25 protein-coding genes and 1 rRNA gene are annotated in these 23,819 nt (G+C 40.6%); 14 read left to right on the forward strand and 12 right to left on the reverse strand.

The window, feature by feature from the left end; translation table 11 throughout:
• From rrf to AAFN64_RS08950, 5 genes are all read left to right on the forward strand, one after another.
• Positions 1–80 (forward strand): 5S ribosomal RNA (gene rrf / locus AAFN64_RS08930); the annotation flags it as partial.
• A gap of 412 nt (positions 81–492) precedes the next feature.
• A complete protein-coding gene (gene aspA / locus AAFN64_RS08935) occupies positions 493–1,902 on the forward strand; it encodes an aspartate ammonia-lyase (RefSeq protein WP_347760172.1) in 1,410 nt (469 codons plus the stop codon).
• 15 nt (positions 1,903–1,917) lie between these two features.
• A complete protein-coding gene (locus tag AAFN64_RS08940) occupies positions 1,918–2,988 on the forward strand; it encodes a type II asparaginase (RefSeq protein ID WP_347760173.1) in 1,071 nt (356 codons plus the stop codon).
• A gap of 93 nt (positions 2,989–3,081) precedes the next feature.
• Positions 3,082–4,425 carry an anaerobic C4-dicarboxylate transporter gene (locus tag AAFN64_RS08945; RefSeq protein ID WP_347760393.1) on the forward strand — a complete coding sequence of 448 codons (1,344 nt, stop codon included), beginning with the start codon at positions 3,082–3,084 and terminating at the stop codon, positions 4,423–4,425.
• A 32-nt stretch (positions 4,426–4,457) separates the two neighbouring features.
• On the forward strand, positions 4,458–5,633 hold the full coding sequence (locus AAFN64_RS08950; protein ID WP_347760174.1) for a porin: 1,176 nt from the start codon (positions 4,458–4,460) through the stop codon (positions 5,631–5,633).
• Positions 5,634–5,683: 50 nt separating this feature from the next.
• Here AAFN64_RS08950 and AAFN64_RS08955 read toward each other — a convergent pair whose 3' ends face one another.
• The gene (locus AAFN64_RS08955) at positions 5,684–6,265 is read right to left on the reverse strand and encodes a tRNA-(ms[2]io[6]A)-hydroxylase (RefSeq protein ID WP_347760175.1); all 582 of its coding nucleotides are present in this window, start codon (positions 6,263–6,265) and stop codon (positions 5,684–5,686) included.
• Between the two features lie 93 nt (positions 6,266–6,358).
• Here AAFN64_RS08955 and AAFN64_RS08960 point away from each other — a divergent pair, with 93 nt between their 5' ends.
• Positions 6,359–7,585, forward strand: coding sequence for a glycosyltransferase (locus tag AAFN64_RS08960; protein ID WP_347760176.1), 1,227 nt, complete (start codon positions 6,359–6,361; stop codon positions 7,583–7,585).
• A 12-nt stretch (positions 7,586–7,597) separates the two neighbouring features.
• On the opposite strand, the gene AAFN64_RS08965 is transcribed toward AAFN64_RS08960, so the two are convergent.
• Complete coding sequence (locus AAFN64_RS08965) at positions 7,598–8,041, reverse strand: DUF4268 domain-containing protein (RefSeq protein ID WP_300488072.1); 444 nt, start codon at positions 8,039–8,041, stop codon at positions 7,598–7,600.
• A 94-nt stretch (positions 8,042–8,135) separates the two neighbouring features.
• On the opposite strand from AAFN64_RS08965, the gene AAFN64_RS08970 reads away from it, so the two are divergent.
• The gene (locus AAFN64_RS08970) at positions 8,136–8,774 is read left to right on the forward strand and encodes a CoA pyrophosphatase (protein ID WP_300488075.1); all 639 of its coding nucleotides are present in this window, start codon (positions 8,136–8,138) and stop codon (positions 8,772–8,774) included.
• 55 nt (positions 8,775–8,829) lie between these two features.
• Positions 8,830–9,639, forward strand: coding sequence for a lysophospholipid acyltransferase family protein (locus AAFN64_RS08975; RefSeq protein WP_300488077.1), 810 nt, complete (start codon positions 8,830–8,832; stop codon positions 9,637–9,639).
• Between the two features lie 38 nt (positions 9,640–9,677).
• On the opposite strand, the gene AAFN64_RS08980 is transcribed toward AAFN64_RS08975, so the two are convergent.
• Entirely contained in the window at positions 9,678–10,319 is a 642-nt protein-coding gene (locus tag AAFN64_RS08980) for a hypothetical protein (protein WP_300488079.1), read from the reverse strand.
• Between the two features lie 14 nt (positions 10,320–10,333).
• Positions 10,334–10,828, reverse strand: coding sequence for a sigma-70 family RNA polymerase sigma factor (locus tag AAFN64_RS08985; protein WP_136404463.1), 495 nt, complete (start codon positions 10,826–10,828; stop codon positions 10,334–10,336).
• 173 nt (positions 10,829–11,001) lie between these two features.
• Here AAFN64_RS08985 and AAFN64_RS08990 point away from each other — a divergent pair, with 173 nt between their 5' ends.
• The gene (locus AAFN64_RS08990; protein WP_347760177.1) at positions 11,002–12,303 is read left to right on the forward strand and encodes an NAD(P)/FAD-dependent oxidoreductase; all 1,302 of its coding nucleotides are present in this window, start codon (positions 11,002–11,004) and stop codon (positions 12,301–12,303) included.
• A 29-nt stretch (positions 12,304–12,332) separates the two neighbouring features.
• Here AAFN64_RS08990 and AAFN64_RS08995 read toward each other — a convergent pair whose 3' ends face one another.
• Positions 12,333–13,394, reverse strand: coding sequence for a DUF3810 domain-containing protein (locus AAFN64_RS08995; RefSeq protein WP_347760178.1), 1,062 nt, complete (start codon positions 13,392–13,394; stop codon positions 12,333–12,335).
• A 114-nt stretch (positions 13,395–13,508) separates the two neighbouring features.
• Between AAFN64_RS08995 and AAFN64_RS09000 the strand changes: the two genes are divergently transcribed.
• Both AAFN64_RS09000 and AAFN64_RS09005 read left to right on the forward strand, forming a co-directional pair.
• Positions 13,509–13,793 carry a (2Fe-2S) ferredoxin domain-containing protein gene (locus AAFN64_RS09000; protein WP_300488091.1) on the forward strand — a complete coding sequence of 95 codons (285 nt, stop codon included), beginning with the start codon at positions 13,509–13,511 and terminating at the stop codon, positions 13,791–13,793.
• Positions 13,794–13,923: 130 nt separating this feature from the next.
• Positions 13,924–15,390, forward strand: coding sequence for an aminoacyl-histidine dipeptidase (locus AAFN64_RS09005; protein WP_347760179.1), 1,467 nt, complete (start codon positions 13,924–13,926; stop codon positions 15,388–15,390).
• 49 nt (positions 15,391–15,439) lie between these two features.
• Here the strand turns inward: AAFN64_RS09005 and AAFN64_RS09010 are convergent, their stop codons facing one another.
• The gene (locus AAFN64_RS09010; RefSeq protein WP_347760180.1) at positions 15,440–15,934 is read right to left on the reverse strand and encodes an SRPBCC domain-containing protein; all 495 of its coding nucleotides are present in this window, start codon (positions 15,932–15,934) and stop codon (positions 15,440–15,442) included.
• A 107-nt stretch (positions 15,935–16,041) separates the two neighbouring features.
• Between AAFN64_RS09010 and prfA the strand changes: the two genes are divergently transcribed.
• Positions 16,042–17,115, forward strand: a complete 1,074-nt coding sequence (gene prfA / locus AAFN64_RS09015; RefSeq protein ID WP_300488099.1) for a peptide chain release factor 1 — start codon at positions 16,042–16,044, stop codon at positions 17,113–17,115.
• Between the two features lie 92 nt (positions 17,116–17,207).
• Positions 17,208–18,026 carry an orotidine-5'-phosphate decarboxylase gene (gene pyrF, locus AAFN64_RS09020; protein ID WP_300488102.1) on the forward strand — a complete coding sequence of 273 codons (819 nt, stop codon included), beginning with the start codon at positions 17,208–17,210 and terminating at the stop codon, positions 18,024–18,026.
• 6 nt (positions 18,027–18,032) lie between these two features.
• Here pyrF and AAFN64_RS09025 read toward each other — a convergent pair whose 3' ends face one another.
• On the reverse strand, positions 18,033–19,118 hold the full coding sequence (locus tag AAFN64_RS09025; RefSeq protein ID WP_347760181.1) for a lipase family protein: 1,086 nt from the start codon (positions 19,116–19,118) through the stop codon (positions 18,033–18,035).
• 49 nt (positions 19,119–19,167) lie between these two features.
• Here AAFN64_RS09025 and AAFN64_RS09030 point away from each other — a divergent pair, with 49 nt between their 5' ends.
• Positions 19,168–19,965, forward strand: a complete 798-nt coding sequence (locus tag AAFN64_RS09030) for a helical backbone metal receptor (protein ID WP_347760182.1) — start codon at positions 19,168–19,170, stop codon at positions 19,963–19,965.
• A gap of 61 nt (positions 19,966–20,026) precedes the next feature.
• Here AAFN64_RS09030 and AAFN64_RS09035 read toward each other — a convergent pair whose 3' ends face one another.
• From AAFN64_RS09035 to AAFN64_RS09055, 5 genes are read right to left on the reverse strand one after another with little or no spacing between them, the layout of a single operon-like run.
• Positions 20,027–20,632: a lipocalin family protein gene (locus tag AAFN64_RS09035; protein ID WP_347760183.1), complete on the reverse strand. Its 606-nt coding sequence runs from the start codon at positions 20,630–20,632 to the stop codon at positions 20,027–20,029.
• Positions 20,633–20,684: 52 nt separating this feature from the next.
• A complete protein-coding gene (locus AAFN64_RS09040) occupies positions 20,685–22,178 on the reverse strand; it encodes a DUF3570 domain-containing protein (protein ID WP_300488113.1) in 1,494 nt (497 codons plus the stop codon).
• A 2-nt stretch (positions 22,179–22,180) separates the two neighbouring features.
• On the reverse strand, positions 22,181–22,387 hold the full coding sequence (locus AAFN64_RS09045) for a DUF4266 domain-containing protein (RefSeq protein ID WP_300488115.1): 207 nt from the start codon (positions 22,385–22,387) through the stop codon (positions 22,181–22,183).
• The gene (locus AAFN64_RS09050; RefSeq protein WP_347760184.1) at positions 22,388–23,380 is read right to left on the reverse strand and encodes an FAD:protein FMN transferase; all 993 of its coding nucleotides are present in this window, start codon (positions 23,378–23,380) and stop codon (positions 22,388–22,390) included. It lies immediately after the preceding gene.
• The gene (locus tag AAFN64_RS09055; RefSeq protein ID WP_300488121.1) at positions 23,377–23,814 is read right to left on the reverse strand and encodes a thioredoxin family protein; all 438 of its coding nucleotides are present in this window, start codon (positions 23,812–23,814) and stop codon (positions 23,377–23,379) included. Before AAFN64_RS09055 ends, AAFN64_RS09050 begins: the two co-directional genes overlap by 4 nt.
• Positions 23,815–23,819 lie beyond the last annotated feature (5 nt).

Here is a 23,819-nt window from a genome sequence, read left to right on the forward strand (position 1 = left end):
TTCCCATTCCGAACAGAGAAGTTAAGCCCGCCTGCGCAGATGGTACTGCAATCCTGTGGGAGAGTATGTCGCCGCCTTTCTTTTGAAAACCCTATCCAAACGGATAGGGTTTTTTGTTTTATAATAATTCCATATCAAATAAAGCACTACAAACCCCGGATTCCCGGGGTTTTCTTTTTTATTCACCGTATATCACACCTGACAGGTTTTTAAAACCTGTCAGGTGTATACTGCAAAAGATAAAAAAAACGGAGCTTGTCCGGTTTTTATATTTTATAACATCAGGGAAATTTCTAATTCCATACTTTTTATGTTTTTGACTTCTATATTATTGATAATATAATAACTGAACTACTGAATAATGTTGTAAAAATATGTTTTTTGTCATGTTTTTAGTTTTTTTATCACATTAAATTTGTGCTACTCAAAAATAAAAGCCTTCGAAAAAGAGTCGAAGGATTATAAGCCTCAATAATTTAAATCTTAAGTAGTATGAAAAACACAAGAAAAGAACACGATTTTTTGGGAGAATTGGATATCCCAAATGAAATGTATTATGGAATTCAGACTTTCCGTGCGAAAAAAAATTTTAATATTACGGGTATTACCCTTAAGAATGAGAATGGATTGATCAAATCATTAGGGCAGGTAAAAAAAGCAGCTGCTTTAGCCAATAGAGATTGTGGCGTTTTGGACCCGAAAATAGCGGATGCCATTTGTTTTGCCTGTGATCAGGTTATTAGCGGTAAATTTGACGATCAGTTTGTTAGTGATCTGATTCAGGGTGGTGCCGGTACTTCCGTCAATATGAATGCTAATGAAGTCATTGCTAATATTGCCCTGGAATGTTTGGGACACGAAAAAGGTGCTTATCAATATGTACATCCAAACAATCATGTGAATTGTTCACAATCTACAAATGATGCCTATCCGACGGCTGTTCGTCTGGCACTTTATTACAAATTAAACAGATTCTGTACGATATTGAAACGTCTTGAAGATGCATTTGCTCTAAAAGGCAAGGAATTCGAAGAGGTGCTAAAAATGGGACGAACACAACTACAGGATGCCGTTCCGATGACTTTAGGTCAGGAGTTTCATGGTTTTGCAACAACGATTGGTGAAGATATTCAACGATTACGCGAAGTGCAAAGTCTTCTTTTAGAAATAAATATGGGCGCAACGGCTATCGGTACAAAAGTTAACGCTCCGGAAGATTATCCGGAATTATGTGTTCGATATCTGGCCAAAGAAACCCGCCTTCCACTAATGTTATCACCCGATTTAATCGAAGCTACAAGCGATACCGGTGCTTTTGTACTGGCTATGGGAACCCTAAAAAGAACCGCCGTTAAGGTATCAAAAATTTGTAATGACTTGCGATTGTTGAGTTCCGGCCCTCGCACCGGATTAAACGAAATAAATCTGCCTCCTTGTCAACCGGGATCTTCCATTATGCCGGGTAAAGTGAATCCGGTTATCCCGGAAGTGGTCAATCAAACTTGTTTTTATGTTATCGGACAGGATGTAACCGTTACTATGGCTGCCGAAGCCGGTCAGTTGCAACTCAATGTAATGGAACCGGTTATCGGTTTTGCACTATTCACTTCTTTGGAGTACCTTGGTAATAGTATTAATACTTTGGTTGATAAATGTGTGACCGGTATTACGGCTAATAAAGAACATTGTGCTAACTTAGTAATGAATAGTATCGGTATTGTGACACAGTTAAATCCTATTTTAGGATATGAAACCTGTGCCAGTATTGCAGGTGAAGCACTTTTATCAGGTAAAAATATCCATGAAATCGTAGTGCTCGAAAGAAAACTGATCTCTCAGGAGAAATGGAATGAGATTTATGCAATGGACAATTTAATACATCCGAAATTGATAATATCTTAATTAAACGTATATAATATGAAAAAAATAGTAAGTGTCTTATTTGCCGTATTGATTGTTTTTCAAGTACAGGCACAATCTAAAAATACAAAGACTAAAGATGCGAATTTACCGCGTGTCATTATTCTGGCGACAGGCGGTACCATTGCCGGTGCGGGTGAATCTTCTTCAAAAGCAGCCTATACGCCCGGACAGATTCCGGTGGATAATTTGCTCAATGCAGTTCCGCAGATTCACGATTTGGCACGTATCAAAGGCGAGCAGATTGCTCAAATTGGAAGTCAGGATATGAATGTGGATACCTGGTTAAAATTAAGCAACCGTATTAATGCCATCTTCGACAATAACGAAGCCGATGGTGTGGTGGTAACACATGGTACGGATACGCAGGAAGAAACAGCCTATTTCTTATCGCTAACGATTAAATCCGATAAACCGGTGGTTTTGGTTGGAGCGATGCGTCCGGCTACGGCTATGAGTCAGGATGGTAACCGGAATTTATTTGATGCCGTAACAGTTGCTGCAGCACCAGCTAGTCAGGGAATTGGAGTAGTGACAGCGATGAATGAAGAGATTTATGCCGCTCGCGATGTCACAAAAACCGTAACTACAAATACCGCTACTTTTAAATCCCGAAATTTTGGCCCGATCGGACTGATTTATGATGGAAAAGTGAGTTATTACTATAAATCACTTCGTTCGCCGGCTCAGAAATTCAATATCAAAGGACTGAAAAAATTACCACAGGTTGAAATTATCTACGGATATGCCGATGCCAGTCCAAGAGCCATAACCGCTTCTGTTGAAGAAGGAGTCAAAGGTATTGTATATGCCGGAATGGGAAATGGTAATTTTAATGCCCCTGTTGGTAAAGCACTTGCCGATGCTTCAAAAAAAGGAGTTGTCGTTTGTCGTGCTGCCCGTGCGGGTGCCGGACGAGTAACGCTATTTAATGAAGTCGATGACAAAGCATTGGGTTTTGTAGTAGCCGATGATCTGAATCCGCAAAAAGCGCGTGTCTTATTGATGTTGGCGCTAACGCAGACAAATGATCAGCAGACCATTCAGGATCTCTTTTTCAAATATTAATCAAGTTCTTTTACTGTATAGGATAAAAGGGAAGGCAGTCTTGTTTTCTCCTTTATCTCCTGTAAAACTTTTATAAACGTAAATAGTATGCCTATGTTATTGATACAGTTTATAATTTTAATAGCAATGATCCTGATCGGTTCCCAGATGAAAGGGATTGGTCTTGGTGTTATGGGAATGGTCGGACTAATGATTTTTGTCTTTCTGTTTCAAATGCGCCCAAGTGATCCTCCAATTGATGTGATGCTTGTCATCATGGCGATCGTTTCGACAGCTGCAACATTACAAGCTTGCGGCGGACTGGATTATTTAGTTCAGCTGGCCGAAAAAGTCATTCGCAGCAATCCTTCCAATATTGTTTTTATCGCGCCTTTTACGGTATATTTCTTTTGCCTTTTTGCGGGCACGGCACATTTACTATATTCCTTATTACCGATTATTTCGGAAGTAGCCGCAAAAAAAAGAATCCGACCGGAACGCCCGTTAAGTGTCTCGGTAATTGCGTCGCACCTTGCGATAACCGGAAGTCCGATGAGTGCCGCAACAGCTGCCTTTGCCGGAGCGGGAATATTAGCCTATCCCGGAGCATTAATCGATATCATGAAAATTTGTATCCCGGCTTGTCTTATCGGAATCTTATTTTCCTGTTTCGCCGTACTCAAAAAAGGGAAAGAGCTGGAAGAGGACCCTATTTTTATTGATAAAATGAAGGATCCGGAGTTTGCAAAAAGTTTGGATTCCGAACCGGGAAATAAACCCAAACAGCTTAAAAAAGGAGCCAAAACGTCGGTGGTTATTTTTGCGATAGCCGTATTGTTAATCGTTTTGGCGGGTGCCTGTCCGCAGTTGTTACCGCAATTCGGAGCGGGAGAAGCTTCTCTGGTTTTAAGTGCCAATGGTGAATTGAAAATGGTGGCGGTGATCAGTATTGTCACGTTAACCGCTTCGGCATTAATGATGCTGCTAACCAAAACCAGTGCTGTCGATGTAACCAAAGTCAGTTTGTTTAGTGCTATGGCTACCGCAGTGGTTTCCGTTTTTGGAGTCGTTTGGATGAGTGCAACCTTTATGGGACACAATCAGGTCGCCATTAAAGGATTTATGGAAGAAATCGTTACCGCACATCCCTGGACATTTGCCATTGCCGTATTTGCACTAGGTGCCTTGATGTTTAGTCAGGCAGCTACAACCAAAACCATAATGCCATTAGGAATGGCATTGGGGGTACCGCATCATGCGCTGATCGCTATTTTCCCGGCTGTAAATGCTGATTTCGTCTTGCCGGGTTATCCGACACTATTGGCCGCTATCAACTTTGATAGGACCGGTAGTACTAAAATCGGAAAATTTGTGGTCAACCACAGTTTTATGGTACCGGGGCTCGTCGCCGTGATCGTTGCTATCGCAGCGGGGTTCCTGATAGGTGCCTTTTTATAGATAAAGTTTAGTTATGTTTTAATATACATGCCATGAAAAAATATGTTCTTTTAATACTGTTTCTCTTTGTTCAGGCCGGAATGTCGGGACAAGACCATCAACTGAGTAAGGACACTCTTTCCAAACCCATTATTCCTAAGGAACGATTGGATTTACTCAAAAATGTGGATATCATTTTTAATATGCAATTTGCTAATGATAACTTTTTTCGGGACGGAAAGTTCCAGGAATCGGCATTTAGCAATAATCAAATGCGTCTTGAAATTAAAGGAAAAATACACGATAAAGTGTATTTCCGGTTTCGGGATCGCTATACCAAAACCACCGATCCGGGTTCCCGCGATAACGTAAGCCGGTCGACCGATATGGCGTTTATCGGGATTGAATTGTCTCCCAAAACACGCCTGAATCTGGGTAAAATGAGTGCCGATTGGGGCGGATATGAATTCGACCTGAATCCGATCGACATACTCGAATACAACGATATCCTCGAATATGCGGATAACTTCCTAACCGGTGCCGGAATTACCTATCAGGCATTCCAAAACCATTCTTTTGGCCTACAGGTACTAAATTCAAGGGTTTCCGATTTTGAAGATGTTTATCAGGATCGAATTCCGGTTAATCTTGAAAAAGCAAAAGTACCAATGGCTTTTATCTCCAATTGGAGAGGGCGCTTTTTCGGGGGTAAATTCGAAACGATTTATAGCTATAGCTATTTTAAGGAAACAACCCAAAAGGGAATGAATTTCTATTCCTTAGGGCATAAATACCAGGATAAAAAGCTAACGTTGCTATATGATTTTAAATATAGTAACGAAGGAATCGATCGTAAAGGGATTATCACCAATATGATCCCGGGCGAAGAAGTGAATATCCAGGAAAATGTTTCGTATCTGGAAAACTGGCTTCGTGCAGAATACCTGATTGCGCCAAAAGTTAACCTGTCGCTGACGTTAATGCACAGTAATGCGTATGCCAAAAATATGGTTGCCGCCGATAGCGGTTACAGTCATATCCGATCCAGTTATGGATTTATCCCTTCGGTTCAGTATATACCTTTTAAAGACCTTAATTTACGATTCTTCGTATCCTACGTCGGACGTTATTATAACTATTCTACATATGCACAGGAACAGTTGGGTCAAACCGATTACAATACAGGACGTTTTAGTATCGGATTCATTGCGCCGTTATTAATTTTTTAATTGTTTTGTTTACTAAAAATCCCCTTCACATCTGAAGGGGATTTTTTTTATTAACCATGTATGGTTTCTTGCTTTCCGTAGTTGGTAATAATCGAGGTTTCATAATCGATCCATTCCTGCCAACGTTTGTCGACATCGGTCTTTTCGGTATATTTTCGGGCAAATCCTAAAAAAGTAGTATAGTGTCCGGCTTCACTGATCATTAAATCCCTGTAAAAAGTAGCCAGTTTTTCGTCCTGTATATTCTGTGATAAAACTTTAAAACGCTCACAGCTTCGGGCTTCAATCATGGCCGAAAATAACAAACGATCGACCAATGCCTGATTTCGGCTACCGCCTTTAATCATAAATTTGGCCAGTTCGTTTACATAATCGTCCTTTCGTTCCCGTCCCAATTCCAGTCCACGTTCTTTGATGATCTCGTGAACCATTTCGAAATGTTCCATTTCTTCCCGGGCAATTTTGATCATTTCGGTTACCAAATCTACTTTTTCGGAATTGATCGTGATAATCGATATGGCATTTGTAGCCGCTTTTTGCTCACACCAGGCATGATCGGTCAGAATTTCCTGGATGTTCGATTCTACAATCGTTACCCATCTCGGGTCTGTTTTTAATTTTAAGCCTAACATTATATAAAGTTTAGCTGTAAAAATACAATTTTACGGCGAAAGTCCGAAATGCGTAGCGACAAGTAGTATATTTGTTTTTATTATCGATTCAAAATGCCGTTACTACTCATCATTGGTTATGTATGGCCGGAACCGGGTTCGTCGGCGGCCGGAAGCAGAATGCTGCAACTCATCCGCTTTTTTCAATCCGAAAGTTATAAAATTGTCTTTGCCAGTCCGGCGGCACATAGTGAATTTGCTGTTGACCTACATACCATAGGCGTGGAAACCCAAAATATCCAATTGAATTGTTCCAGTTTCGATGACTATATAAAGGAATTACAACCGGATATGGTACTGTTCGACCGTTTTATGATGGAAGAGCAATTTGGCTGGCGTGTGACTAAATATTGTCCGGATGCGATTCGGTTACTCGATACCGAAGACCTGCATTGTTTGCGCGAAGCAAGGCGTCAGGCCTATAAAAAACAAACCGATTACCGGGAAATACTACCATCGTCTGAAATCGCGAAACGGGAAATCGCCAGTATTTTTCGATCGGATGTAACCCTGATGATTTCAGAATTTGAAATGGCCGTATTGCAAAACCAATTTAAAGTCGATGTGGCCCTTTTACACTATTTGCCATTATTGTTGGAACCGATAGAACATACGCCGCCGTCATTCGGAGAGCGAAAGGATTTTGTTTTTATCGGAAACTTTTTTCACGAACCCAACTGGAATTGTACCTGGGTGCTTAAAAATGAAATCTGGCCGGAATTAAAAGAACAATTGCCGGAAGCGACCCTACGGATTTATGGAGCCTATGCGACGCAAAAAGTGACGGATCTCCACAACCCGAAAGAGCGTTTTTATGTGATGGGAAGAGCATCCGATGCGATGGAAGTAATAGCAAACGCCCGGGTTTTACTTGCACCGATTCGCTTCGGAGCCGGAATAAAAGGGAAGTTACTCGAAGCGATGGTCTACGGAACACCAACAGTAACGACTACAGTTGGAGCCGAATCAATGCAGGATAACGGTGACTGGAATGGTTTTATAGCAGACGATAATGCGACTTTTATTGCAAAAGCAACCGAGTTGTATTCCGATTCGGAACTATGGTATCAAAAACAAGAAAACGGTTATCGGATCAGTAGTGATCGCTATACGGCCAAACCACATTTGGAAAAATTGCAACAGCGGATAGCACATCTGAAAGCCAATTTAAAAGCACACCGAGATACCAATTTTATAGGAGCGATGCTCCAACATCATACGATGCAGAGTACACATTATATGGCAAAATGGATTGCCGAAAAAAATAAAGCTACCCCATAGGTAGCTTTAAATTTAGGTGTTGATTTCCAGATCGCGGATATAATCTTCATATTCATAAAAGAAACGCTCGAAAGCATCCATATTATCATTAAAAAAATCGAAAATTTCCGGCCAACTGGAACGGTTAAACAAACTGATTCCGGTTTTTTCGACCCAAACTTTACTGATTGCTTTTCCCGTTTCCAGGTAAAAATTGCGCTCCAGTACGGCTTCCGGTAAAAAATCCTCATGTAAAATAGTGCGTAGCGATTCTATTTTTTCATAGTAGATTTTTCGTTTTTCATCGTCTTTACTTTCAATATCCAGTGTAACCTGTGCCTTTTTATTATCGACATAAAACTTAAAGGAAAAGTCTTTGATTTTGGTATCATACAAGAGCCATTTCCGGGGATACGCTTCCGCAAATTCGGTCCAGAATTCTTTTTTTATCTTTTGCGCTTCTTCTTTGCTGAACATTTTTTCTTTGAATATTTGTTTTAATAAAAATTTGCCATGAGTTTTTTTTGAGGTAACTTTATAGTTAGGTTTTAAAAGAAAACACACAAAAACGATGGACTTTCAGGATTTTTTAAAATATATTCCAAAAATAGAAAAAGAAAAGCTTTTGGCGTCGGATGCACATATAAAAATGGCACCCCTGGAGCGTATTTCGACCCTGAAGGAAGCCAGCTATGTCGATAAAAATCCCAGAAGAGCCGCGGTAATGATGCTTTTTTATCCGAAAAATAATGTACCGCATCTCGTACTAATCGTCCGAAATTCCTATCCCGGTATCCATTCTTCGCAGATTGCTTTTCCCGGTGGAAAGGTCGAACCCGAAGATCGGAATCTGATTCACACTGCTTTACGGGAAACACACGAAGAAGTAGGGATTGCGCCGGGTAAAATAGAAGTGATCAAACCGTTTAGTGAAATCTATATTCCACCCAGCAATTTTCTGGTTTCACCGTTTATGGGAATTGCCCATCAGGAACTTCATTTTATTCCCCAACTGGAAGAAGTCGCACAGATTATCGAATTACCGTTGGAACGTTTTCTGGATGACGAAATAATCGTGGAAGTAACCATGACCACTTCATATGCCACCAATATTAAAGTTCCGGCTTTTCAGATTGAAGATCATATCGTTTGGGGCGCAACAGCCATGATGATGAGCGAACTCAAAGAAACTGTTAAGAATGTAATCTAATCGATTTGTTTTCTATACATTTGCAGTTCTTTTTTGGAAATTAAACAGTAAAAAAATGGGATTGTTTAAAAGAAATCCTTTTGGTCATATACTCTTTTTGAAAAAATGGCTGATCCGTGTTTTTGGTGCTCTTACGCACCGACGGTATCGCGGCTTTAATGAATTGCAAATCGACGGATCGGAAATTATAAGGGCTTTACCCGATAGAAATGTACTTTTTATCTCAAATCACCAAACCTATTTCGCCGATGTGGTGGCCATGTTTCACGTCTTTAACGCCAGTTTAAAAGGCCGCGAAGACAATATTAAAAACATCGGATACCTTTGGGAACCGAAATTGAATATCTATTATGTCGCTGCTAAGGAAACCATGCAGGCCGGATTGTTACCGCGAATCTTATCGTATGTAGGCGCCATTACCGTAGAACGTACCTGGCGGTCGAAAGGAAAAGACGTCACCGAAAAACGGGAAGTAAATCCTAACGATACCGAAAATATCCGAATCGCACTGGAAGACGGATGGGTAATCACCTTTCCGCAGGGAACGACCAAATCGTTTAAACCGGTTCGAAAAGGAACAGCGCACATCATCAAACAACATAAACCAATAGTTGTACCGATTGTGATCGATGGATTCCGTCGTTCGTTCGATAAAAAAGGATTGCGATTAAAGAAAAAAGGAATACTACAATCGTTTATTATTAAAGAACCGTTGGATATCGATTATGAAAATGATTCCATAGACGAAATTGTAGAAAAAGTGGAATTTGCCATCGAACAGCATCCGTCATTTCTAAAAGTAATTCCGGCCGAAGAAATCGAAGCACAGGAAGAATTAAACCGACAACGACAATGGGACTATTAATATAAAAAAAGAGGCTTACAATTTGTAAGCCTCTTTTTTTATAAGTCTATTTTCTTTAACTCTTCGTAATTTTTATACAGTCGGCGTAATAGAAAACCGTATACAAGTCGGTAGAACAACCAGATGATTCCTACGAATATTCCGAAGAAAACAATCGTAAAACCTAAAATCATCATCCAGAACAACATACCTTGATCATTACCTTCAAATTGCCCGGACATACGGTTAAAACGCTCGTCATAAATACAGGTAGCCACCATCATCGTAATAAAAATAATACCGATCATTACCAGGTTGTACCAAATATAATACTGTACCGTTTTTCGTGTTTTCAGAATATTTTTCATCAACGATTTTACACTGTCGGTCGTATTGATACTTTTAAAATTCCGATAAAACAGGAATATAAAGGAAAAAATAACAATATAGTTGATCACCGTAAAGGTGTTGACCAAAGTCTTGATATGATAGGATTCCAGTGTTTTCAGGTAATTTTCATCTGCCGTAAAAAAACTAATGAGGCTCCAGGCAATCATTTCCAGTATACTGATAATGAAAATCCATTTTACGATGGAAGACGACTTTTTATGCAGCATGGCATAAATCTCCTGTTCCGTAATTTTCGGAAAGGAATGTTCGTTTTTCTTCCAGTCTTTTTTTAATAAATCTAACTCTTCCATGACAATCGCTCCCGTTATGGATTTACAATTTTTTTTAGTTTCCCTTTTATACGGTTCATCTTTACACGGGCGTTTACTTCACTAATGCCCAGTGTATCGGCGATCTCGGTATAATCCTTGTCTTCCAGATACATGAAAACCAAGGCTTTTTCAATATCGTTTAACTGATGTACGGCCTTATACAACAACTTGATCTGTTCTTCTTCTTCATAGTTGTAATCCTCGTGATTGAATTTGTGTATTTTGCCATCAAACTCGATAGTGTTTACCGTTTTGACTTTCTTTCGGTATAAGGTAATGGCCGTATTCAAAGCAACCCGATAGGCCCAGGTAGTAAATTTTGCCTCGCCGCGAAATTGGGGGAATGCTTTCCAAAGCTGAATTGTGATTTCCTGAAACAAGTCTTTATGCGAATCTTCATCAGAAGTATACAGACGACAAATCTTGTGTATAATGTTCTGATGTTGTTCTAATTGCGATACAAAGGACTGTTCCAGGTTCGAATTCATAACCGATTAGTGTGGATATACTGCAAATTGTTACAAGTTAAGCTTTTTTATTTTTTTGATATTAGGAATAATTGTATCGGAAATAGAAGGAATTCGCCTGCAGAATCCCATTTTAAATAGCGTGTGAGCCAATTTTACTTCGTAACTTTAGAAGCTAAATTTAACAAGAGAAAATGAACATTCCCCGATCGAGTTTTCCCCGTATCATTATTATTGGAGGTGGTTTTGCCGGTATTGCGCTGGCTAAAAAATTGCGTAATAAAAATGTTCAGGTAGTCCTGTTGGACAAACACAATTACCATACATTTCAGCCGTTGCTTTATCAGGTTGCAACCGGTGGACTCGAAGCCGGATCGATTGCCTATCCAATCCGAAAAGTAGTACAGGATTATGATAATTTTTATTTCCGCTTGGCACAGGTAAAGGAAATCGATACGGAAACCCGAAAAGTAACCGCCGATATTGGTGATTTATACTACGATTATCTGGTGATTGCCACCGGATCCAAAACCAATTATTTTGGAAATAAGGAGATTGAAAAAAACAGTATGGCCATGAAAACCATACCGCAGTCACTCAATATCCGCAGTCTGATTCTGGAAAATTTCGAACAGGCATTGCTTACAAACGATATCAACGAACGATTGAGTCTGATGAACTTTGTAATCGTAGGTGGCGGACCAACGGGAGTGGAGCTGGCCGGAGCATTGGCCGAAATGAAAAAAGCCATTCTGCCAAAAGATTACCCGGATCTCGATGTTCGGAAAATGGAAATCAACCTGATTCAGGGAACCGATAAAATCCTGGATGCGATGTCATCAAAAGCATCCCGGAAAGCAGAGGAATTTTTAAGCGGACTGGGAGTTAGCATCTGGAAAAACGTTCGCGTAACCAATTACGACGGTAAAACGGTGACCACCAATTCGGATCTGACATTCGAATCGGCTACCGTAATCTGGACGGCCGGAGTGAAAGGCGCGGCGATTAAAGGTTTAAAACCCGAAGCATTAGCCGGAAACGAACGGATTAAAGTAGATGAATGCAACCAGGTTTTGGGGTATGAGAACATTTTTGCCATTGGTGATATTGCTACCATGGTCAGCGATAGCTATCCGATGGGACATCCCATGATGGCGCAGCCGGCGTTACAGCAAGGGGCGTTATTGGCGCAGAATATGCTCCGAAAAATTCAAAAGCAAAAAATGAAACCGTTTGTTTACAACGATAAAGGATCGATGGCAACCATTGGTCGGAATAAAGCGGTGGTCGATTTACCGCGTTGGCATTTTAACGGCGTTTTTGCCTGGTTTGTATGGATGTTTGTCCACTTATTTTCCCTAATCGGATTTAAAAATAAAGCGGTTGTATTTCTGAACTGGGTTTATAACTATATCCGTTTTGATCGGGAAGGGCGATTGATCATCCGACCTTATAAAAAGAAAAGTTCGCAGAGTTTTATACCCGATGAATTATAAACGAAAAGACGCCAATCCGGCGTCTTTTTCTATAATGGTTTGTTGCGATAGTAATGAATCAGCAGGTCGACAAACTTGCTGTAACTTTCCATCCCGTCTTTTTGCTGGTTAAGCTTTAAGAAATTGTCATAAAAGACTTTAAACAATGGTTCCATGATGTTCTGATGTTCGTCCCAGAAAGTATCCGAATCTTTAAAGTTTTCGAGAACGCCCGGATGGATTAAAGGAAGTAAGGCTTCACTGCGACCTTCCTGCTTTAATTCGATATTGTGGAGGCAATAACGTAGGGCATATGTATATCCGGAATATTGAAAATAAAGATCATCGTTATAAATAGAAGCCATATAACCGATAAAATTCGCTTCACTTTCGGAGGCGTAACCAATCTGATGCGCCATTTCGTGACACGTGGTTGTGGCAAAATTCGGCAACGGAATCAAAGCATTTACCTGCGCTTCATTGGTAAACGGATTCAGATAACCGCTAAACCCCATATAGGTTAATGGCGTACTGATCAATGATTTTTTTACAGATGGATGCTTGTAGGTAAAAAACGGAAAGGTTTTGGAAAGATGATCATAACCATTTTGTGTTTTTTCAAAAATCGCATCACGGGTATACGGAACGACTACTTTCAGGCTGTCGTTTTTTTCGATCTGGGAATGGATGGCGTTAACCTTTACAATAACCCGTTCGGTAAAAGCGATCAGTTCTTCAGTCGAATAATCACGTTCGAGTGCCAGTTTTTGATATAAGGGTACGCGTATGTAATTGATGCCCCATAACAGGTTAAACAGAAAATAAAAAACGGAAACAAAACCGATAAGACTCAACAGGTTTTCTTTCCAGGCGATTTTCCAGGTTTTTCGTTTGTTCCACAACCATTTTAAAAGTAGAAAGATAACGATTCCATAGAGTAGATCACCCACGGAAAACGGAATCCAGCCTAAAGTGACACGCGAAATTTTGGATAAAACAGGGTAAAATCCATTGCTGTAATAACGTTCGACAAGCTCGGGGAAAAACGAAAGTAACTTTAATATAACAAACTGAACCACAAGGAATACAGGTAATACGAGCTTTTTCTTCATCGACAAAATTTTTATAAATATAAAAAATGTTAATTTAAGATCCTGTTAATTTTCTTATTGTATATTTGCATTTAATTAGAATAGATAAAAATAACACCTTCAATTATTCTGGTAATGAAAAAGTTAGACGCACCTCAAAAAGCAATTTATTTCTGTGATGGTAGCAAATGCAGTAAGGAGAATAAACACAATCGTAAAGCAATCCGCACGCTGGTAAAAGAAGCCGGATTGAAAAACGAAGTGGCATTGGTAAAAACTTTTTGTACCGATAATTGTAAATGCGCACCGGTTATCGCTGTACAACCGGAAAACCTTTGGTTTGGCGATGTGTCTGAAAAAAAAGCCGTTCAGATTTTCGAAGAATATATCGCGCCACCGATACTTACCATCGCAAAATAACAGCCATTTCCGTCTTAAAATAACATCCCTTTTCTTTATTTAAAATTCCCCGGATTATCATTTTCCCGGGCTGAAAATCTTTGTACCTTTGGAATTCAAAATTTGAAGTATAACTACAAAAGGTAAAATAATGAGCCAGGAAGTAAGAAACCTTGAGCCTAAACAGCTTTGGAATAAATTTGCCGACCTGAATGCTGTTCCGCGGCCTTCTAAAAAAGAAGAACGCGTGATTGCTTTTATGATGGATTTCGGTAAAAAACTAGGATTGGAAACCCTGAAAGATGAGGTAGGTAACGTCATCATTAAAAAACCGGCCACTGCCGGAATGGAAAACCGCAAAACCATCGTGATGCAATCGCATTTGGATATGGTACACCAAAAAAATAACGATACTGATTTCGATTTCGATACACAAGGAATTGAAATGTATGTAGATGGCGACTGGGTTCGTGCCAAGGGAACAACTTTAGGAGCGGATAACGGTCTTGGTGTGGCTACGATCATGGCGATTCTGGAAAGCAACGATATCCCACATCCGGCTATTGAAGCGCTTTTTACTATTGATGAAGAAACCGGAATGACCGGAGCAATGGGATTAAAAGGTGGATTATTGGATGGTGAAATCCTTTTAAATCTGGATACGGAAGAAGACGATGAAATCGATATCGGATGTGCCGGTGGAGTAGATGTAACCGCAGTTCGTGAGTATAACGAAGAAGAAACGCCGGAAGGTTCGGTAGGGTATACCATTACGGTTAAAGGACTAAACGGAGGGCACTCCGGAATGGATATCGACAAAGGTTTGGGTAACGCCAATAAAATTATGAATCGTTTGTTTTTTGATGCATTTGAAAACTTCGGTTTACAAATCGCAGAAATCAACGGAGGAAGTCTTCGTAACGCCATCCCAAGAGAAAGTGTTGCTAAAGTGATCATCTCTCAGATTTATGATGAAGCTTTCGTTTTCGATATGCAGGAAGTGATCAACGATATCAAAGCTGAGTTTAAAACGACAGAGCCGAATCTGACCATCGAAATCGTAAAATCCGATGTAGTACCAACTACCGTTATGGATTTAGGCGTTCAGGAAGGATTGATTCGTGCCTTGTATACCGCTCATAACGGTGTTTACCGTATGAGTGCCGATATGGACAATTTGGTAGAAACGTCTAATAATATTGCTCGTGTGATCGTTAAAGACGGAAAAATTACCGTGCAGTGTTTAACGCGTTCTTCGGTTGAAAGTTCAAAATTTGATTTAGCGAATGCGTTGCGTTCGGCTTTCGAATTAATTGGATGTGAAGTGGTTTTTGCCGGTTCGTATCCGGGATGGACACCAAATGTGAGTTCACCGATTTTGGATGTGTTGACGTCAATCTACGAAAAACAAAACGGAAGCAAACCACATGTAGTGGCCTGTCACGCCGGATTGGAATGTGGAATTTTAGGAACCAATTATCCGGATATGGATATGATTTCTTTTGGTCCTACGATCAAAGGAGCACATAGCCCGGATGAAAGAGCTTCGATTTCATCGGCTCAGAAATACTGGAAATTCGTATTGGAAATTTTACAGGAGATTCCGTTAAAAAACTAAACGGTATTGTTTAAATATAGAAAAGGGTTGTCATTGTGATAACCCTTTTTTAGTTGTTTAACATCGGTTTCAGATCGGTGTTTTTGTTTCGTAAATCCAATCCGCCTTCATAGACTGACTTCAGATTCACCAGATAAAACGACCAGCCACCGTGGCAACCCAATCGGATATTTTTTTTAGAGGAATCGTCGGTAGGGATATTTTTCTGCGTTAGTTCTACGATCACAAAATCGTCTTGTTCCGTTAATGAAATAGCCACAAGACATTGACCGGCAAAAGTGAATTGTACAAAATCACGACCATTCGCTTCAGTAAAAGTACCCATTTCAAGATCGGGATATAAATACCAGTTCCATTCATAGCGATAGTCCTGTTTTATACTTTGGTTTTTCGGAATAAGAGTGCCATCAGGCTCAAAACTATCCGCCTGACTCAGAAACCATTTTTCCAGTTCGGAAGCTTTGGTCCAGGCATTGTAAAGGTTTGGGAGTGTTGCGTTTATTGCAATCCGTAGCGTAAACCGCGTCCAGTCGAAATTTTCCATAATAAGCCGTTTTGATAATCAAATTTAGCGAAAATTCTAAGGTGGTATAACGATACAACTAAACGGATTTTTTTGTAATTTTGCACTCCAAACAAAGGAAATACAAAATGTTAGATAGACTTCAGATAGTAAAACAACGCTTTGATGAGATCTCGGACTTAATTATCCAGCCGGATGTTATTGCCGATCAGAAGCGTTATGTACAATTGAATAAAGAATACAAAGATTTAAAAGCATTGGTTGAAAAACGCGATGAATATGTAAATCTTGACGGAAATATCAAGGAAGCCAACGAAATCATTGCCGACGGATCGGATCCGGAAATGGTCGATATGGCCAAATTGCAGTTGGATGAAGCCAAAGAGCGTTTACCGCAACTGGAAGAAGAAATCAAATTTTTACTGATCCCGAAAGATCCGGAAGATGCGAAAAACGTAATGGTGGAAATCCGTGCCGGTACCGGTGGTGACGAAGCGAGTATCTTTGCCGGAGATTTGTTCCGTATGTATACCAAATACTGCGAAAACAAAGGCTGGAGAACTTCTGTTGTAGATTTGAACGAAGGTACTTCCGGAGGTTTTAAAGAGGTGATTTTCGAAGTTACCGGAGAAGATGTTTACGGAACCTTGAAATTCGAAGCGGGTGTTCACCGTGTACAACGTGTACCACAAACCGAAACTCAAGGGCGTGTTCACACCTCTGCAGCTACTGTTATGGTATTGCCGGAAGCGGAAGAGTTTGATGTACATATCGACATGAACGACGTACGTATTGACTTTTTCTGTTCGTCAGGACCAGGTGGACAGTCGGTAAATACAACAAAATCGGCGGTGCGTATGACACACATTCCAACCGGATTGGTAGCACAGTGTCAGGACGAAAAATCGCAACATAAAAATAAAGACAAAGCATTAACCGTTTTACGTTCCCGTTTGTATGAAATGGAATTGGCGAAAAAACAGGAAGAGGATGCTAAAAAACGAAACTCACAGGTAAGTAGTGGTGACCGTTCGGCAAAAATCCGTACCTATAACTATCCGCAGGGACGTGTTACGGATCACAGAATCGGGTTAACCCTTTACGATCTGGACGGTGTAATGAACGGAAATATCCAGAAAGTAATCGAAGAGCTACAGTTGGTGAGCAATACCGAAAAATTAAAAGAAAGCGACGTATTTTAATGATCAAAATACCGAAAATACTAAATGTCACACAAAAGAAATCTTAGTGTGGCATTTTTTTTAAACAACAACACAACTAAATAAACAACATCTTGACAACACAACACTTAATTGAACAAATCCAACAGAAGCAATCTTTTCTTTGCGTAGGTCTGGATGTCGATTTGACGAAAATACCGGAACATTTGTTGCAATATGAAGATCCGATTTTTGAGTTTAACAAAAGGATTATCGACGCCACACACGACCTGGCTGTTTCGTACAAACCCAATACGGCTTTTTATGAAGCCTACGGAATCAAAGGCTGGAAGTCACTGGAAAAAACGATTCGTTATATCAACGAAAAATACCCTGATATTTTTACAATAGCCGATGCGAAACGCGGTGATATCGGAAATACATCATCCATGTATGCCAAAGCTTTTCTGGAAGATATGGATTTCGACAGTGTGACCGTGGCACCCTATATGGGAAAAGACAGCGTGGAACCGTTCCTCGCTTTTGAAAACAAGCATACAATTATGTTGGCATTGACATCCAATGAAGGTGCGTTCGATTTTCAGACATTGGAAGTAAACGGAGAAGAATTGTATAAAAAAGTAATTGCGACTTCCAAAACCTGGAAAAATAGTCAGAACCTAATGTATGTGGTTGGCGCAACCAAAGCGGAATACTTTTCGGAAATACGAAAAATTATCCCGGATAGCTTTTTACTGGTTCCGGGAGTAGGTGCGCAAGGTGGCAGTCTTTCGGAAGTTTGCCGTTATGGTATGAATGCCAATGTAGGTTTATTGATCAATTCCTCACGCGGGATTATTTATGCATCTCAGGGAATGGATTTTGCCGAAAAAGCAAGAGCCGAAGCCTTAAAAATCCAACAGGAAATGCAAAGTATTTTAGCCAACCGCTAATTCTTGTTAATCCGTTAATTTATCCGTCAGATACAGATAGGATTGTAAAGAATGGTGTACAAAAACATTGGTATCACTATCCGGGAATTGGACATAATACTGTGCATCGGGATAGAGAACAGTGGTAGTACCGGTTCGAACATAATAATTGGATTCAAAATAGTCCGGAGATTTATAACCGACTAATTTTTTTACAACAAATTTTGATGCGACTTTGCCAAGGTATTTTTGGTAACGTCGCATCGCTTTTTTATTGTGTTTGGTCAACTGATTGTATATGTGTTTTAAAGCCAGATTGGTCGGGAATTTTTGTTTACTGATCATACTTTTGGCATTTTTAAACGGATTGGTCACGTTAAAATCGGTCAGGGTTTGAATCGATACGGGAACTTCCGGAACCCAATCGGCTGCATTGACAACCGTTTGTGACCATCCGGTTTGCCGCGAGGCTTCATATTCGTAGGCAAAAGGCAGATTTCCCGGTTTGGGTGCGGCACTGCAATAGGTTTTAAAATACATATCGGCCGGGAGTACTCCGGTTTTCTGATAATATAGCAGTTGTGCCGTGATGAGGTAACTGATTCCACCGCCCTGACTATGTCCAAAAATGATAAAATCCCTAACACCTTTGTTGTACTGTTGCCACACGACCGGAATAATATCCTGAAGCAAAAAGGCGCTTGCAACGCTCCAGCCTACGTGAACAGCGGCACGCGGATCGTCGGCAAAATGGTATTCGAATGTCGTGGAATCGTTTAATTGCAGCTTCCCTTTGGCCGGAATCATCGCCGCATAAAAATTGGCCAGCCAACTTACTTCGCTTGGTGTGGTTCCGCGAATACTGATCACATTAATCCCATACGGATCTTCATACAATTCCCAACGGTTGACCAATCCCATTTCTTCCGATCGGTAGGTTCTTTTAAAACGATTGCTTTCGGGGATTCCTTTATAGTGTGTGCTATCGCTCCAGCGGGAGTAGGCATAGAGTAGTTCGGTGTATTCCGATTTGTCAAAACCGGGTTGTAATTTCTGAGCGAAAAGAGTGTGGCAAGCCAGAATTCCGAGTAAGGTGTATAAAATTCGTTTCATTCTGTTCTGATTTTACTTACTAAGATACGGCTTTTTGTATTTTTGTAAAATGAAATCGCTTACAGATCAAATGGGAACGTTGCATACGTTCGAACAAACGCCGGTACGCATTGTTTCGTTGGTACCGTCGCAAACCGAATTACTTTTTGACTTAGGATTGGAAGAACAGTTAGTCGGGATAACCAAGTTTTGCATTCATCCGTTCCATCTTAAATCGACCAAAAAAGTCATTGGTGGTACAAAAAAGGTGCATTACGAAAAAATACGCTTGTTGGCTCCGGATATTATTATCGCGAATAAGGAAGAAAATACGGCTGAGATTGTAGCCGAATTGTCTAAAATCTGTCCGGTATGGGTAACCAATATTATTACGATAGAAGATAACCTGCAAATGATAGCCGATTTCGGTCAGTTGTTTAACAAACGTACCGATGCGCAGAAATGGATCGATAAGACACGCTATGCCTATGAAGATTTTAAGCGTTTTATAGCCGATAAGCCCGAAAAGAAAGTCGCTTATTTTATCTGGCGGGATCCGTATATGGCCGCTGGTTCGGACAATTTTATCAATGAATTGCTACAACTGAATCATTTTAAAAACATCTATGACAATAAAGGACGTTATCCGGAAGTGGAATTAAAAAAAATCCGACTGGAAGGCGATCCGGATCTGGTATTCCTTTCGTCGGAACCCTATCCGTTTAAGGACGAACACGCTTTTGAAATCGGACGTTTTACCCATCATGCCAAAACGATTTTTGTAGACGGAGAAATGTTCTCCTGGTATGGCAGCCGACTGGTAAAGGCGTTTGATTATTTTAAACAGTTACATCAACGTATCGCATAAAACGAAAAAGAGCCGTCTTGATCAAGACGGCTCTTTTGTTGAGACACTAAAAAATTCCGGATTACTGTCTTTTGAACACATATTTTTTAGTCACCGAAATACCGTTTACGTTTACGGCTGTTTCATAGTAAAACTTGTTACCATTGTCGGTGAAAATAATGTTTTTGGTATCGATAGCATTCGAACTCGTCAGACTGTACAGGTTGTTACCCGGATTCGTCCAGTAACCAATTACTGTTTCAGATAATACGCACGTTCCGGTACCACCGTTTCCTCCGTGATCGTCGTCGTCGTCGTCATCGGTTGTTCCACCACCGGTTCCTGGGTTTGGATTTACCGGCCCGTGATCGTCATCATCGTCGTCATCGTCATCACCTCCGCTGTGGTGATCATCGTCGTCATCACCGCCTTTTTGAAAGGTCGAATCGTCAAAACGACCGCCATTCGAATACATTTCATGGGTAAATTGTTGTTCCCCGAAAATATAGGTTTCCTGTAGGTTACAGTTATTTAAGGTTACCAGCTGGTTGTTGCTGTATTCCTCAACCAGTTTCCAGGTTCCAATCACAGGGTTACTCTGTAATATCGCAGTATCCTCGTCTTTATTACAGCTAAAAAATACGATCGTAACGACCAGGGTTAGCATTAAAAATAGTTTTTTACTCATAATGGATTAAGGTTAAAAATTAAAATATAATTGTTTATTGATCAATAATTATTTACTGGACAAATTTGATTCCGATACTGATGATATCCGCTTTTAAAGCGTCACTTCTTTCGTAACGCTGGTAGCGTAAGTCAATATTTTTCAGACCGAAATGAAGAATACGCGTATTGGTAAGCAAATCGGTATAACTCAGTCCGAAACCATATTGGTGGCTGTCGAAAGACGAAAGATCATAATCGGACGTATAATAGCGTTCGTACGAATAATGTTTTTCAAACGGCGCAAAATAGCGGACACCTTTCTGGGTGTAAAAACGATACATGGGCAAAAGGGTAAAATGATCCGAAATGCGATACGGAATTTCGATGCTGGCCGTATGGGCCGATAATCCCCAATCGTCGGCATAGTAGCGGTAATAGCTGCGTATCACAAATTGTTCGTTGATATAGTAATTAACGCGCGCTCCAACCGGAATTTTAAATCGCGTTCCTGGTAGACGTTCCACATCATCCGATAGTCGGAATACACCAATGTTTCCGGGTTTATCATAAATTGGAATATAGCGCGGCTGACCAATATAATAGTTGGCTTTGTCGGCAAAATAAATACGATGATACGGTGTTGACAGTAATCCTTCCTGATACAAGACGTCCATAAACAGGGAAAACTGTAAGCGTTTGGTCAATATCTGCGACAATCCTAAGGAGAAGGAATAAGAATTCCGGTTTTCATTGGAAAACTCCTGAAAGGCTTTCGGTAGGTAATTGGTTGATTGTTGTCCGTATTCGTCCAAAATCGTTACCCCCTGGAAATAACCGTAACCCTGAAAATTCAATCCGTAAAGGGCATATTCGTGGAGTTCGGTCGGGTAAATCGCATCCCATTTGTCAAAATAGGCACTGGCTTTTACACTGATTTCGGTGTTTTTGTCGTTAAACAATTTCGCAACACCGGCACCCACTCCAAAGGATTGGTAATCGTATTCTTTGGAAACACTACCGTTAAGATTCCAGATTGTATTCCGATTGTCTGAACTATGACTATAACTGGCCGATAGTGTTTTTAAAACATCCTTACGGGAAGCTCCGGTCGATTCGATCCACGGACTTCCATAAGGCGCCGGAGTAGTGGTCGTGGTCGTATAATCGTCGTCTTTACTGTAAAGACCGGTTGGATTCATACCACGGGAAGCTCCGGTATTGTTGTTATTGGTGGTGGTTACGGTATACGATCCATCGGTTACAAACGGGTTGATATTACTGGATGAAGCCGACGTATAGGCCGAAAAACCGGCATCGATGGTTAACACATCGTCGTCGTTCAACGGAATGGTCAATACGATATTGGACGTGTAATCTTTTAATTTTTCGGTTCCGACACCACCGCCAACAGCCGAGTGTTTTCCGTCCTGCTGGTAATAACTGCCCAAAAATTCGATCTCGGTTGTTTCGAGTACCCGTTTTTTATAGGACGTGGCGTTTTCATCTTCCTGTGCATTTACAATGGAGCAACAGAAGAGACTGGTATAAAAAAGTATTTTTTTCATGTTTAATTGCAGCCACAGCCTCCTCCTGTTTTTCCGCCATTGGCGCCCGAAGCACCTTCGCGGTAAATTTGAAAATTGGTCTCGTAGCGCTCAGACGATCGTGCCGATAGTTTCATATCGGGATCGTTACTATTTTGTTTTTCGTATTCTTTTACGGTGTTGCAGGAAAATAGGAGGAAGCACCCTAAAAGGAGTAATGCGGGTTTCATTTAGTTGGTCTTTTTTAATTTTTTGTGATCAATGTTTTTGGAGTAGAAAATTTTGCCGCTGTCGGTTACAATAACCGCACTGATTTGAGGGATCTGGTTGATGAGGTTCATGCCGACTTCCTGGCCGAGTACCATAACGGAGGTGGAAATACCATTGGCCATTTCGGCACTTGCGGCAAAAACCGTAACACTCGATAAGCCGCTGGCCGGGTAGCCCGTTCGGGGATCAATAATATGGGAATATCGTTTTTTATCGATTTCAATATATTTTTCGTAACTGCCGGACGTAACCACGGCACCGTCGGTAAGTGGGAAAACCGCAAAAATGCGTGCTTTGTTTTTAGGATTTGTAATCCCGATAGTCCATTCTTTACCATCCGGTTGTTTTCCCCAGGTGTTCATATCGCCCGATGCATTGATGATTCCGGCTACGACACCTTTTTCCATCATAAGTGCTTTGGTTTTATCAGCGGCATAGCCTTTCCCGATCGATCCGAAACCGATTTTCATTCCCGGAAGTTTTAGGAAAATAGTACGGTGTTCTTTGTCGAGGATGATGTTTTGGTAGCCGATCTTTTTTACGGATTCTTTTATTTCTTCCGGCGATGGTAACACGGTCATACTACCATCGTATTTCCAGATTTTATCGGCTGCCGCAAAACTGATATCAAAAGCACCGTCTGTCAGTTTGGAAAAACCGATCGCGCGTTGTGTCAGATCAAAAAGTTCCTGATCTACAACCACCGGACGAATGCCGGCATTCCGGTTGATTTCCGATACCTGAGTTTGGGGCATCCATTCCGAAATCAGGTTTTCAATACGGGTGATTTCGGCCACGGCGGTGTCGATATAAGCATCCGCAGTGGGAATATCTTTCGCCACAATAGTGATGTCAAAACGGCTACCCATTAGTTTTACGACCCTTTTATGGGCCACTTGTGCGTTAAGGACGATAGTATTTGTCAGGAATGCGATCAGGAGAAAGCGTTTCATATTTTCTTTTCTAAAGTGTGTAATAGTTCGATATAAGCCGTAGGACTAATGTTTTTATATCCGGTTTTTCCCAGTACTTTTCCATTTTTGTCCAGTACAACTACCAGCGGAAAATGACCTTCTTTATTGTATTGCTCGGCCAGATTGTTGTTTTGGTTCTGTTGACTTTCCGATAAAGTGTTGGTTTTCTTTTTCGGAAAATCGGCTTTTACCAGAATCCAGTTTTTATCCGCTTCGGTTTTAAATTCTTCAGAACTCCAGATGGCTTTGTCCAGTTTGATACAAGGCGCACACCAGTCGGAACCGGAGAATACAAGTACGATATTTTTATTTTCGGCCACGGCATTTTTTTTGCCGTTTTCAAAATCATTTTCCCAATGTTGGGCATATGTAAAGGTACTGATTAGGAGTAAAAATAAATAGTGGCTTTTCATAGGGG

It is taken from the genome of Flavobacterium sp. CAU 1735, assembly GCF_039888695.1.
GTDB lineage: Bacteria > Bacteroidota > Bacteroidia > Flavobacteriales > Flavobacteriaceae > Flavobacterium.